Origin of the sequence: Streptomyces sp. NPDC050704 (assembly GCF_040654355.1) — a bacterium.
Classification (GTDB): domain Bacteria; phylum Actinomycetota; class Actinomycetes; order Streptomycetales; family Streptomycetaceae; genus Streptomyces.
In genome coordinates this window covers 122673-134813 of sequence record NZ_JBFAHW010000004.1, presented here as the reverse complement: position 1 = coordinate 134813, position 12141 = coordinate 122673, and the positions used below count along the sequence as shown (strand labels likewise).

Sequence of the window (12141 nt, the reverse complement as noted above, 5' to 3'; positions counted from 1 at the left end):
TCACCCCGGGCCTACTTCCTGGTGTCGTCCGGGGCCGGCGGCGACAGCGGTACGAGGAGTGCCCGGGACGAGATGGACGTGTCCGGCGTCCAGCCGCTGCTCCGGGCCACCTCGGGCAGCGTCCGGCGCACCGCGTCGCGCAGCGCCGGATGGCCCTGGCCGCGCAGGCCCGCGAAGAACGCCACCCGGTCGGCGATGCCCTCGGCCCGGTGCCGCAGCACCGACCCGACCAGTGCGCTGCCCGGCGCGGTGTGCGCGTTGTCGACGAGGACGACCGGTCGCCCGAGCCGGTGCGGGCGTTGCAGGGCGCCGGTGTACGCGTCGTCGAGATCGGCCAGCAGGGCCCGTACGAGATGGTGCTCGGCGTGTGCGCGGGAGCCGCCGCCCGCCCTGAGCTGGCCGGAGACCAGGATGAGGCCGAGCTTCGGACTGCCGCCCGCGTTCGGGTAGTCGCGGTACCAGTACGCCGCCTTCCGCAGCCGGCGGTGCGTGGGCGAGACCCCCTCCGAGAAGGCCTCCAGGGCCGCCTCGATGATCGGCTCGGCCACCGGTCCGGTACCGGACATCGCGGCGGTCAGCCTCACCGACACCCGGCCGACCCAGCGGGCCGCGGACCCGGCGACCCGCGCCCCGGTGCCGTTCAGGAGCAGGATGCGCTCGGTCTCCTGCCGGATGCCCGGCACGTCCCGGTCGCTCCAGCCGCCCGCCGCGACGGCCAGCAGCCCCGCCGCGAGCCGCGGGAAGGGAACCCGCCCGGCGCCGGTCACCGGCTCGGCGAGCTGCTCGGCGATCGTCAGCAGCGCCTGCGCCACGGGCGACCAGGCCTCGCGGGGCCGGTCGTCCATGAGCGGCCCGGCGAACTGGGACTCCTCGCAGTCGATCAGCGCGACCGGCGTACGGCCCCGGTAGGCGTCGCGGAGTCCGTCGAGCAGCGCGCTCTTGCCGAGGCCGCGACCGCCCGCGAACACCACGAAGGGCAGCTCCTTCGGGTGCTCGTACGGACTGGACCCGTGCTGGAACGGGAGCAGCCCGACGAGCCGTGGAGCGAGGCCGGGCGGATCAGCGTCGAACACCGCTCCGCGCCCGCGCAGTCCTCCGCGCAGCCCTGCGTGCACGGCATCTCCTCCTGGCGCGGTCCGGCCGGTCTCTGGCTTCAGCTTCTCTCTGCTGCTGTGAGGTTTATCAACACCGGTGCGACAAGGGGGACTTGGTTCGGATTACGTCGCTTGATGTCCGTCGAGTTACGGACTTCTTCCGTTGTTCAGCCCACCGTGATCGAGTCCAGCTTCTCCCGCAGATACGTGTGGGAGTCGACCGGCGGGTACGCGACCCGGCCCACCGGTGCCGGGACCGACTCGACGAGCGTCCCCGGGGTGCACTCGCCGAAGTAGACCAGCGACATCAGCTCCTCGGCGGGGGCGTCCGAGGGCGGCGGCAGCACGCGGTGGCGGCCCGAGCGCCAGCGGTCGCCCGTCCAACGGGCCATCAGGTCACCGATGTTGATGGTGAACGCCGCCGGGTCGAAGGGCGCGTCCTCCCAGCCGCCCTCGTCCGTGTAGACCTGCAGTCCGCCCTTGCCCGCCTGCCGGTCGAGGATCGTGACCGTGCCGAAGTCGGTGTGCGGGCCGATGCGGAACTGGCCGGGCTGCGGCTCGCCGATGACCTCCGTGCCCGGGTACCAGTTGATGTTGAAGCCGTAGGTCGGGTGGTCCATGTGCTTGGTGAAGAAGTCCGGGTCCAGGCCCAGGGCCTCGCCGAGGAGGGCGAGGAGATGGTTCTCCAGGTCCGCCATGCGGGCCAGGTACTCCTCGCAGAGCTTCCGGAGCTCGGGCGTCTCGGCCGGCCAGATGTTGGGCGCGTACCACTCGGCGTTGGTCTCCGGGTCGTCGAACGGCTCGTGCGTCGCGAACGTCAGCGACTCCTTCAGGTCCGGCGGTGTCTCCGTACCCTCCGAGTAGCCGTTGGCCTCCGCTCCCGGGCCGAGCCAGCCGCGGCCGCCGACCTGGGCGGTGTACGGCTGCTTCACCTCGGCGGGCAGCCGGAAGAAGGAGCGGGCGGCCTCGCGGATCGCCGTACGCAACTCGGGGTCGACCCCGTGGCCCGTCACCAGCAGGAACCCGGCCGTCTGGAGGGCCTCGTCGACCGTGCGGGCGATCTCCTTGCGGGCCGCCGGGTTACCGGAGAGCCAGGGCCTCAGGTCGACGGTCGGTACGCGGGGGGTACGGGGGGTGGTGGACTCACTCACCGATGTCCTCATTCCACAGTGCCGGGTGGTTCTTGATGAAGTCGCGCATCAGGGACACGCACTCGGGATCGTCGAGCAGCACGATCTCGACGCCGTGCTCCGCCAGCCAGTCGTGCCCGCCGTGGAAGGTCTCGGTCTCTCCGACGACGACCCGGGAGATCCCGAACTGCCTGACAAGACCGCTGCAGTACCAGCAGGGCGAGAGGGTGGTCACCATCGTCGTCCCGCGGTACGTGCGCTGCCGTCCCGCGTTCCGGAAGGCGGCCGTCTCCGCGTGCATGGAGGGGTCGTCGTCCTGGACGCGGCGGTTGTGACCGCGTCCGAGCAGCGTGCCGTCCGCCCCGTACAGCGCGGCGCCGATGGGGATGCCGCCCTCGGCGAGCCCGGCCCTGGCCTCCTCGACGGCGGTCGCGAGCCAGCCGCGGGCCTCTGCCTGATCGATGCGCTCCATTCCGCTCATGGCCCCACTCTCCTGTGGCCGAAACACCAGGGCAACGTGCGGAAAGTACTCTTCCGGCAGCCCGCAGCCGGACGAACTGTCGGTCTCGACCCGCCAGGAGGCTCGTATGCCCGCACTCACCCTCCGCGAGATCCTGGCCCTCGACTCCGTCCGTTCCGCCGAGCCCGTGCTGCTGGCGGGCGAGGACGCGCTGGACCGGCCGGTCCGCTGGGTGCACTCCAGCGAGGTCTACGAGGGCGCGAACTTCCTCGACGGCGGCGAGCTCCTCCTGACGAACGGCTTCGGCCTGGCCGACGCGGACGCCGCGTCCCGCCGCCGCTACGTCCGCGAACTGGCCGCCCGTGGCGCGGCCGCCCTGGCCGTCGAGGTGGGCCGCTCGCTGCCGCACATGCCGGACGAGGTCACGGACGAGGCCCGCGGCCTGGGCCTCCCGCTGGTCGCCCTGTGCCGGGTGGTCCCCTTCGTACGCATCACCGAGGCGGCGAACCGGGCGATCGTGGCCCGGAGCATGTCGGGCCGCACGGCACGGCCCTGGGGCGCCGACCACACGGCCGCCCTCCTCGCCGACCTCGCCGACCGCCAGGCGCTCAACCAGCCGGAGGTGGAGGCACGGGCGGCCCTGGCGGGCTTCCGCCCGGCGCCCGGATCGCGGCTGGTCGGGGTGTCGGTGCACGGCCCGCAGCACGCGGCGGCGGGCGCGATCGACCGGACGGCCCGGGCCGTCGGCGGGGCCGGGGTACTGCGGGCGGGCTTCCCCGGGGACGTACTGGCCCTGCTGGCCCTGCCCGAGGCGGACGGCGCGGGCCCGCGGGATTCCGTACGGGACGCCGTACGAGATCCCGTACGGGCGCTGCAGGAGGCGTTCCGTGCCGCCGCCGAACCGGCTCTGACCGTGGCCCTCGGCCAGCCGGTCCCGGCCGGCGCGGGCTGGCTCCGCTGGAGCGACACCCTGCGCACGGCCCGTACGACCCTGGAACTGGCCCTCACCGTCCCACCGGCCACTCCGTGCCCCGCCGAGGGCCCTCTCGTGACGTCGTCCCGCGCCCTCGCCCTGGAACGCGAACTCACCAGGGGCGGTGTCGACGCCAACCGCGACCGCCTCTCCCACCTGGTCGAGCACACCCTCGGCCCTCTCCTCTCCTGGGAGGCGGCCCACCCCTCGGACCTGGTCCGCACCCTGGAGACCCACCTCCGCCACGGCTGCTCGCCGACCCGCACGGCCGCCCTCCTCCACATCGGCCGCCAGTCCCTCTACCAGCGCCTGGAACGCATCGAGTCCCTGCTCGGCCTGGAGATCGACGACCCGGACCTGCTGGGCGAACTGCTGGCGGCGACGTGCGCGCATCGGGTGGTACGGGGGATGGGGGCGGCGGGGATGAGCGGATTGCGGACCGTGGCCTGAGGTAGGGGGAGAGGGGCTTGAGGGGGGCGTCGGGGAAGAGAACCGGCGCGCGGACGACCAAAGTTGAGAGGCTGTAGACCATCGGCTGACGACTGAGCACCCCCTGCTCTCCAGACTGGTGACCACGCGGACCGGGCCGACCGGGCCGGACGGAAGAGCGGCCCGTGGAAGCGGGACAGCGGACAGCGGGACAGTGGGACAGGGGGACGGGTGGCCAGCGTGGACATGGGCAAGAAGTCGGACCGACAGTCGGATCGGCAGCCGGACAAAGTCACCGTGCTCGCGGAATCGGCCCGGGCCATCATGCTCTTGTGCGTCGGGGGCGGAGCCGTGGCCGGCTGGTTGGTCACGCTTCTCGCGGACTGGCTGGTGACTCTGGAGTGGGCACCGCTGAAGGGTCCGGCCAAGCTGCTGACCTCGATCCCCGAGCCGGGCCAGACCATCGGAGCGATCGGCGTGGGCGCGCTCGCGGGCCTGCTGCTCGGGTTCATCGCGCTGCACGAGTCGCTGACGGTCCGTGTCTCCGACGACCGCCTGGTCCTCACCATCAGGGACGAGGACCAGGAGTTCCGGCGCGACGAGATCGCCCTGGCGTGCCGGGACGGCAAGCAGCTCGTCCTGCTCGCCCCGGACGCCATGGAGATCGCGCGGGAGCGCTGTGACCTCCCCTGGCGACGCCTCGCCGAGGCCTTCGCCGGACACGGCTACCGCTGGGCGGACGAGGACCCCCACCGGGACGAGTTCCGGCGCTGGGTTCCGGGGACCCCCGGCCTGCCCAAGGGGGCGAACGCCCTGCTGAGGGCTCGCGCGGAGACCCTGAAGAAGGAGGACGACGCCTCGGACGCCCGGGAGCTGCGTGCGGAGCTGCTGAGACTCGGAGTGGTCGTGCGGGACGAGGGCGGCCGCCAGTACTGGCGTATGCCTCGGCCGTCCTAAGCAGCCCTGGTGATGACCGAGAACTCGGCGCCGAACGGGTCGGTGATCGTGGCGATGCGCCCGTAGGGGGAGTCCTCCGGGGCGCCGGCGGTGCCGCCCGCCGCGAGGGCCCGGCCGACGACCGCGTCCGTGTCGGCGACCTCGAACGTGGTCGCCCAGCCGGACGAGGGTGCGGCCCGGAGGCCGAAGATGCCGCCGATCTCGTGGCCGTCCTTCCGGCGCAGGAAGGTGAAGTCGGCGTCCGGGAGGGTCTCGTTGAGGTCCAGGGTGTAGTCGAACACGGACGCGTAGAAGGCCCGGGCGGGTTCGGGGTCCGGGGTGACCAGGTCGTTCCGGACGAGTGAGTCGGGCTCGTTCACGACCTCGCAGCCGAGACGCGCACGTCCCTCCCAGAGACCGAAACGGGCACCGACCGGGTCCTGCGCGACGGCCATGCGGCCTTGGCTCCCCGCGTCCCCGACATCCGTCGGAGCCGTGAGCAGGGTGCCGCCCGCGTCGGCGACGCGCTTGGCGGTGCCGTCGCAGTCCGCGGTGGCGAAGTACATGGTCCAGCCGATGCCCTTGGCGGCCGGGTCCTGCACGATCGCCGCGACCGGCCGACCGCGCAGCAGGCACATGGTGCCCAGGTCGAGGCCGGGATCGGTGCCGGGGCGGGCCCCGGCCGCCTCCGAGTCGTACTCCCAGCCGAAGAGCGCACCGTAGAACTCCATCGCGCGCTCGCGGTCGGGCACACGGAGGTCGATCCAGGTGGGGGTGCCGTCCGGCTGAATGCTGGTGACGTAACTCATCGCGGGCTCCCTGGTGGGGCGTTGGGTGTCGGGCGTTCGGATGTCGCGTCTCGAAGAACGCACGCCCGACGTTAGGAGCCCACTAGGTCAGTTCCTGTCCTAGACGCAGGTCGATCCACAGCGCGCTCTCACCCGGCAACACGTACCGGTCGCACTCCACGAACCCGTGCCTCTCCGCGAACCGCAGTCCCTCGGTGTTGACGGCCAGCACGACGGTCTCGATCGTCCGGGCGCCGAGCTCACGCGCCAACGCCAGCCCCCGTACGTAGAGTTGCTCGCCGAATCCCTGGCGGCGGTGGCCGGGGAGCACGCGGGCGATCACCGTGGCCGTCGCCGCGTCGCCCTCAGGCGGTCGCACCGTCGAGCAGCCGATCAACTCGTCGCCGCGGTAGGCGACGTCCAGGTGATTGCGCCCGGCCCGCTCCCGTACCTCGTCGAGGGACATCGCGGCCGGCGGAACGATCACGTTGTGGACGTGCTGCCAGTCCTTGAGGGTGGCGTCGTCAGTCCCGGCCTGCTCGATACGGAGGTCGGTAGGAAGGTCAGTCATCGGAGCAGGGAACCGCGTGCGTCGGGGGACGTCAACCAGGTAGTTACCGCTGCGGTAATTCCCGCTGCGGAAATACCCGTTGCCGCGTCGGTCGGTGGTGACGAGGATGAGCGCCATGCCCACCTTCACCGCCCCCGACGGCACCGGACTGGCCTACCACGTCGGAGGCGAGGGCGAACCGCTGCTCTGCCTGCCCGGCGGGGCCATGCGGGCCTCCGCCTATCTCGGTGATCTGGGCGGGCTGTCGAGGCACCGCCGGCTGGTGCTGCTCGACCTGCGCGGGACCGGCGACTCCGGCATCCCGGCCGACCCGGCGACGTACCGCTGCGACCGGCAGGTCGAGGACGTCGAAGCCCTCCGCGAGCACCTCGGCCTGGACCGTGTCGACCTGCTCGCGCACTCGGCGAGCGGCGACCTCGCGATCCTCTACGCGGCCCGGCACCCGCGGCGCGTCCGCACGCTCACCCTGGTCACCGCCCGTGCCCGCGCGCTCGGCGTCGACTTCACCCTGGAGCACCGGCGGGAGGCGGCGGCGCTGCGGGCCGGCGAGCCGTGGTTCGGGCCCGCCGTGTACGAGGCGTTCGGCAGGATCTGGGACGGCTCGGCGAGTGACGCCGACTTCGACGCCGGTATGCCGTTCCTGTACGGCCGTTGGGACGCCGCCGCCCAGGCGCATGCCGCGTCCGAACTGGCGCAGGTCAACGACGAGGCGGCGGACGTGTACGCGTCCGCCGGAGCGTTCGAGGACCCCGCCGCGGTCCGGGCCGCCGTCGCCGGACTGGACGCACGGGTGCTGGTCCTCGCGGGCGAACTGGACAGCGGCCCGCGCCCACACGTCGCCGCCAAGATCGCGAACCTGTTCCCCAAGGCGGAACTGGCCGTCCAGCCGGACGCGGCCCACTTCCCGTGGCTGGACGCCCCGTCCCACTTCTCCGGGACGGTCGCACGCTTCCTCACCCAGAACGACAGCGAGTGAAGCGAGTGATTGGAAGGTTCAGGACATCACGGAGGCCCGTGACGGACTGGAACCGGGCTCGGGGGCGCTCGGGGCGCTCGGGGTGTCACCCTGACTCGGCGTCACAGTTTGCGTCCAGAACGACTGTTGGCCGCCTTCAGTGCGGCGGCGAGCCGTTCGTCCGCCGTGGCCGGGCGGATCCGTGCCGGGTCGGCCTGCCACTCGCGGCCGCCGCCCACGGGGCGCAGCATCGCGTACGGCCCTGTCGTGTCCCGGTACTCGCCGACCCTGCATGCCGCCGGGTCGTAGACGAGGGCCCCGGGTTCCGGTGCTGCTTGTGCTTCCACGGTCACTCCGTAGGTCGTTTTGCGTTGTTCGCCGTTCGCACCCGCCACGCGTGAACAGCTCGTTACTCTGGGTGCATCCAGCGTCGCTCAACGGAACAGCCCGTTCAACGTTGGACGCGTGCCACTGGCCCACTGTCACGGAGGCGATGCTGTGAGCCGACGCAATGCCGAGGGGGGAGCGGCGGCCACCACTGCCGCCGTGTTCGGGGAGGTGCTGAAGCACTTCCGCGAGGCGGCCGACCTCACCCAGGAGGGCCTGGCCCGCCAGATCCCGTGCGACCGCTCGCACGTGGCCCGGGTCGAGGCGGGCACGCGCGTCCCGCAGGACACGTTCGCGAAGTCGTGCGACGAACTGCTGGGTACGGGTGGGGTGTTGGGGCGGTTGTGGGGGCGGATCGACTGGTATCCGCAGGTGGAGCATCCGGACTGGTTCCGGCGGCGGGCCGAGATGGACGCGGTGGCGGTTGACCTTCGGGAGTATCAAGAAGGGGTCGTGCCAGGTCTGTTGCAGACGGAGGACTATGCGCGGGCGCTGTTCGGTCGCCGACTCGCGAGCCCGGATGAGGTGGAGGAGCGGGTCCGGGCCCGGCTGAGCCGACAGCGGCGCTTCCTGGAGGCTGACGGCCCGTTCTACTCCGTTGTCCTGGACGAGAGTTGTCTGCACAACCTGGTGGGGACCCCGGCCGTCATGCGCGACCAGTGTGCGCACCTGCTGCGCGTCGGTCAGCGCCCCGGCATTCACATCCAGGTCGTCCCGTCCGGCCTCCCCGGAGTCGTCCGCCCGAACGGCTCGATGTCGTTGATCACGCTGCCCGAAGGGCACCAATGGGTCTACTCGGAGTCTCTTGACCGTGGCCATTTCAACGACGATCCAGCCGTCTTTGCGAGCCATAGCCAGACCTATGATGTGCTCAGGGCGGACGCTCCGTCAGCCCGCGAATCCGCCGCCCTGATCAGCGACGTGATGGAGAGGTACGAGCATCATGGACAGGCACGAGCTGAGCGCGGCGACCTGGATCAAGAGCAGCTACAGCGGCGACAACGGCGGCAACTGCGTCGAAGTGGCCCCCGATTTCCCCACCCTCGTCCCCGTCCGCGACAGCAAGAACCCTGACGGACCGGTGTTGCTCATCAACCGCTCGGCCTGGTCTGCCTTCATGTCTGCCCTGCGCTGATCGAGGTCGACGTCACCGCTCCGGCTACGGCTTCCGGGCGAGCACGAAGGCCTGCGGAGTCTTCTCCCACTCGTCCGCCTCGCGCACGAGCCGCGCGACCTCGACGAGCCCCGCCCGACGCAGCAGTTCGACGACCCGCTCGGGCGGGAACCGGTACACGTCGAGGTCGATGTCATGGCCGTACCCGTGCTCCAGGTGCACCCGCTCGTCGCCCACCTTGAAGGCGAGCAGGAGATGGCCGCCCGGAGCCAGAACCCGCTGGAACTCCTCGAAGAACACGGGCAGTTCCTCCGGCGGAGTGTGCACGGTGGAGTACCAGACGATCGCCCCGGCCAGTGAGTCGTCCTTGATGTCGAGGCCGGCCATCGTCCCCACCTCGAACCGCAGACGCGGATGCCGCCGCCGGGCCTCCGCCACCATCTCCGGCGACAGATCCACCCCGAACGCGTCCAGCCCGAGCCGCTCCAGATGCACCGTCACCCGTCCCGGCCCGCACCCGAGATCCGCGACCGTGCCACCCCCGCCCGCCCGCACCTTCTCGGCGAAGGCGGCCAGCATGGCCCGGTCCAGCGGCTTGTTGTCCAACTCGTTCTCGGCCAGCTCGGCGTAGTCGGCGGCGACGGTGTCGTACGAGGCCCTGGTGGCGTCCGGATGCGAGGTCATGGCAGGGAAGGCTAGTCCCGGGGGCTGACAACCCGCCCCCCGATGGGGGGCTGGCTCCACCCTCGATCGGGGAGTGAGCCTCCTCGCGCCGACGGGCGGACAGCGGCATCGTTGAACCCAGCAGAACGGCAGCAGGGCAGCAGCAGAGCAGTGGCAGGGCATCAGCAGAATCCGAGCAGATCCAGGCGGTTCGCAGCCTCCCCATCCGGAAGGAAATCCCATGAACGCGCAGCTCTCCTCCATCAGCAGCACTTCCATGGACGACCTGACCGGGATCGCCGGAGGGGCGGACGAGTTCACCGAGATCGAGCGCGACCTCGCCCCGCTGCTCGCCGCCTGGGACCACGCGCACCCCGCCACCGCCGATCCCGAGTGGCGGCACCTGCTGGACGAGATCACCCGGCCCCGGATCACCCAGGCGTTCTACCGCCTGGCCATGGCGGCGGGGAACTGAGTGGGAACCGCACTCACAGCGAGTGCCCAACGCGCCAAGGCGGCCAAAACGGGCGGTGCGGCATACTGCGGCAATGTTCGGCATACGGGAGGGTCGGCGCACAGCGGTAGTCCGCTGTGCGTCGGCCGTTTTGCCGGCCGTCCTGGCCCTGCCGGCCGCGCTCGCGGGTCCCGGGAGGGCCACGGCGGCGGAGAGCGGCCCGCGCGATCTGACGCAGGGCGTCTTCTACGTGCCCCTGCACACGCAGGAGCCGTACACCTCCGACCGGCTCGGCCTGGAGTTCGCGTACGACGGTCCGGCGCGGGATGCCGAACTCTCCGTGGACGCCTCGGGGATCGACGGTGTGGCGGTCGTCGCGGGGAGCTCCGACGGCTGCGGGCCGAGGATGCCGTCCTTCACCTGCGCCATGCCGCTGCACCCCGACTCCGAGGGCTGGAACCTGCGGGAGCTGCGGCTCCGCCCTGCGGCCGGTGTCCGCGCCGGGGCCTCCGGCACCCTGCGCTACACCCTCAGGCCGGAGGGCCTGCCCGCCGTCCGGGGCACCCTGACGGTGATCGCCGGGCGGCCCGAACTGCGGGTGAACGAGAGCCCCGCCCGCAAGGAGACGGCGGTCGGCGAATCGTTCGGTGTGCCCATGGTCATCCGTAACACCGGTGATGTGCCCGCCCGTGGCGTCGTACTGCTCATGGACCTGCTCACCGAAGGCAACGGAGATCTGTCCCCGGCCACCCGGCACAGCAACTGCCTCTATCCCGAGGACACCCGCACCGGCGTGGTCCAGTGCCTGCTGCCCGACGCCGTCATAGCTCCCGGTGAGACGGTGCGGGTGACCCCGGCACCGCGGCTGAAGCCGGACCGTGACGCGCTCGCCGAACGCCTGAACCATGGGGCATGGCCCTTCCACTCCTCCGGACGGCATCCGGGCCCGCCGTGCTGCGTGGACGAGCCCGGCACCGGGCTCGCGCCGGGGCAGGGCCCGCCCTTGTCCCTCACCCCCGACCCGATCCGCGGCAAAGGGACGACGTTCACGAAGAATCCGGAGCCGGCGGAGTTGCTGGTCCCGGTACGCAACACGGCCGATGTCGAGGCGCTCGGCGCAGCGCTGCGCGGCGACGTCGGCAGCAGTCACCGCATCCGCATCGGCTACCGCAACAACGGCCCCGCCCGGACGGGCGAGATCCGGACCGTGTTCGTCGTACCGCCCGGCACCAAGGTGATCCAGGCGCCCTACGACCCCGAAGCCGAGGAGGAGATGAGCGAGCAGGTCTGCCGGACGAAGGACAAGGGCCGCAGCTACACCTGCCGCCAGTACAGCGAAGTCGGCCAGGACGTCTTCTACGAGTTCACCTTGCGCACGACGAGTACGGACACCCGTTCCGGCTGCGTGGCCGTCTCGGCCTGGACCGCCGAATCGGGCGTGGACGGAAACACCCGTGTCCGGGACACCATGCGGGGCAACGACACGGCAGCCGTCCAGGTGGCGGAGACGGAGACCGGCGCCTTCTCCTGCGCCCTGCCCGGGGCCGGTGGGGTCGGGACCGACGGTGAGGGGGCCGGGGCTGACGGGACCGGCCTCGGCGGCTGGGCCGTCGGTACCGGAGTCGTGGCTGCCGTCGGCTCGGCGCTGCTTGTTGTCGGACATCGGCGCAGGAACTCGTCCCGGGCCGCCGCTCACGGCACAGTGGAGAGATGAACGCAGACGACAGCAAGGACGACAGCAAGGACGGCAGGGGCATTCTGGCCCGGGGGCGCGTGGCGACCAGGCTGCCGGCCCAGGACCTGGAGCGGGCGCGGCGTTTCTACTCCGAACGGCTCGGTCTTGAGCCCGTCGACGAGCGGCCCGGTGGGCTGTTGTACCGGTGCGGAGGCGTGGACTTCGTCCTGTTCCAGTCGACGGGATCCTCGCCCGGCACGTTCACCCAGATGGCGTGGGAGGTCGACGACATCGACGGCGCCGTGTCGGAACTCAGGCGGCGCGGCGTGGTGTTCGAGGAGGTCGACCTGCCCGGGCTGCGCACGCGGGACGGGATCGCCGATGTCGAGGGGAACTATCCCAGCAAGGGCGCCCGGGGCGAACGCGGCGGCTGGTTCCGCGACAGCGAGGGGAACCTGCTGGGCATCGGCCAGCCGATCGTCTGACCGGCCCTCCGACCGGCCCCGACCCGG

Annotated in this window: 15 protein-coding genes; 8 read left to right on the top strand and 7 right to left on the bottom strand. The window is 71.7% G+C overall.

From position 1 onward, the window contains the following. Positions 1 to 11 precede the first annotated feature (11 nt). From AB0I18_RS03375 to AB0I18_RS03365, 3 genes are all read right to left on the bottom strand, one after another. On the bottom strand, positions 12 to 1115 hold the full coding sequence (locus AB0I18_RS03375) for a hypothetical protein (protein WP_363103655.1): 1104 nt from the start codon (positions 1113 to 1115) through the stop codon (positions 12 to 14). A gap of 146 nt (positions 1116 to 1261) precedes the next feature. Beyond that, positions 1262 to 2257, bottom strand: a complete 996-nt coding sequence (locus tag AB0I18_RS03370; protein ID WP_363103654.1) for a 2-oxoglutarate and iron-dependent oxygenase domain-containing protein — start codon at positions 2255 to 2257, stop codon at positions 1262 to 1264. After that, positions 2238 to 2696 carry a nucleoside deaminase gene (locus AB0I18_RS03365; protein ID WP_363103710.1) on the bottom strand — a complete coding sequence of 153 codons (459 nt, stop codon included), beginning with the start codon at positions 2694 to 2696 and terminating at the stop codon, positions 2238 to 2240. Before AB0I18_RS03365 ends, AB0I18_RS03370 begins: the two co-directional genes overlap by 20 nt. 115 nt (positions 2697 to 2811) lie before the next feature. Here AB0I18_RS03365 and AB0I18_RS03360 point away from each other — a divergent pair, with 115 nt between their 5' ends. Together AB0I18_RS03360 and AB0I18_RS03355 are read left to right on the top strand one after the other, a co-directional pair. Further along, positions 2812 to 4107, top strand: coding sequence for a PucR family transcriptional regulator (locus tag AB0I18_RS03360; RefSeq protein ID WP_363103653.1), 1296 nt, complete (start codon positions 2812 to 2814; stop codon positions 4105 to 4107). A gap of 210 nt (positions 4108 to 4317) precedes the next feature. Then, on the top strand, positions 4318 to 5043 hold the full coding sequence (locus AB0I18_RS03355) for a hypothetical protein (RefSeq protein ID WP_363103652.1): 726 nt from the start codon (positions 4318 to 4320) through the stop codon (positions 5041 to 5043). On the opposite strand, the gene AB0I18_RS03350 is transcribed toward AB0I18_RS03355, so the two are convergent. Continuing rightward, on the bottom strand, positions 5040 to 5831 hold the full coding sequence (locus tag AB0I18_RS03350; RefSeq protein WP_363103651.1) for a VOC family protein: 792 nt from the start codon (positions 5829 to 5831) through the stop codon (positions 5040 to 5042). The genes AB0I18_RS03355 and AB0I18_RS03350 overlap by 4 nt on opposite strands. 82 nt (positions 5832 to 5913) lie before the next feature. Beyond that, positions 5914 to 6381, bottom strand: coding sequence for a GNAT family N-acetyltransferase (locus AB0I18_RS03345; protein WP_363103650.1), 468 nt, complete (start codon positions 6379 to 6381; stop codon positions 5914 to 5916). A gap of 115 nt (positions 6382 to 6496) precedes the next feature. Here AB0I18_RS03345 and AB0I18_RS03340 point away from each other — a divergent pair, with 115 nt between their 5' ends. After that, entirely contained in the window at positions 6497 to 7357 is an 861-nt protein-coding gene (locus tag AB0I18_RS03340; protein WP_363103709.1) for an alpha/beta hydrolase, read from the top strand. A 101-nt stretch (positions 7358 to 7458) separates the two neighbouring features. Here AB0I18_RS03340 and AB0I18_RS03335 read toward each other — a convergent pair whose 3' ends face one another. Continuing rightward, the gene (locus AB0I18_RS03335; RefSeq protein WP_363103649.1) at positions 7459 to 7683 is read right to left on the bottom strand and encodes a hypothetical protein; all 225 of its coding nucleotides are present in this window, start codon (positions 7681 to 7683) and stop codon (positions 7459 to 7461) included. 151 nt (positions 7684 to 7834) lie between these two features. On the opposite strand from AB0I18_RS03335, the gene AB0I18_RS03330 reads away from it, so the two are divergent. Together AB0I18_RS03330 and AB0I18_RS03325 are read left to right on the top strand one after the other, a co-directional pair. After that, complete coding sequence (locus AB0I18_RS03330) at positions 7835 to 8797, top strand: helix-turn-helix transcriptional regulator (protein WP_363103648.1); 963 nt, start codon at positions 7835 to 7837, stop codon at positions 8795 to 8797. Beyond that, a complete protein-coding gene (locus tag AB0I18_RS03325) occupies positions 8745 to 8858 on the top strand; it encodes a DUF397 domain-containing protein (protein ID WP_363103647.1) in 114 nt (37 codons plus the stop codon). The genes AB0I18_RS03330 and AB0I18_RS03325 overlap by 53 nt, the downstream gene beginning before the upstream one ends. Before the next feature lie 24 nt (positions 8859 to 8882). On the opposite strand, the gene AB0I18_RS03320 is transcribed toward AB0I18_RS03325, so the two are convergent. Then, on the bottom strand, positions 8883 to 9521 hold the full coding sequence (locus AB0I18_RS03320) for a methyltransferase domain-containing protein (protein WP_363103646.1): 639 nt from the start codon (positions 9519 to 9521) through the stop codon (positions 8883 to 8885). Positions 9522 to 9777: 256 nt separating this feature from the next. On the opposite strand from AB0I18_RS03320, the gene AB0I18_RS03315 reads away from it, so the two are divergent. The 3 genes from AB0I18_RS03315 (at position 9778) to AB0I18_RS03305 (ending at position 12114) form a co-directional block, all read left to right on the top strand. Then, a complete protein-coding gene (locus tag AB0I18_RS03315) occupies positions 9778 to 9975 on the top strand; it encodes a hypothetical protein (protein ID WP_363103708.1) in 198 nt (65 codons plus the stop codon). 73 nt (positions 9976 to 10048) lie between these two features. Beyond that, entirely contained in the window at positions 10049 to 11668 is a 1620-nt protein-coding gene (locus tag AB0I18_RS03310) for a hypothetical protein (RefSeq protein WP_363103645.1), read from the top strand. After that, positions 11665 to 12114: a VOC family protein gene (locus AB0I18_RS03305; protein ID WP_363103644.1), complete on the top strand. Its 450-nt coding sequence runs from the start codon at positions 11665 to 11667 to the stop codon at positions 12112 to 12114. Before AB0I18_RS03310 ends, AB0I18_RS03305 begins: the two co-directional genes overlap by 4 nt. Positions 12115 to 12141: the final 27 nt, after the last annotated feature.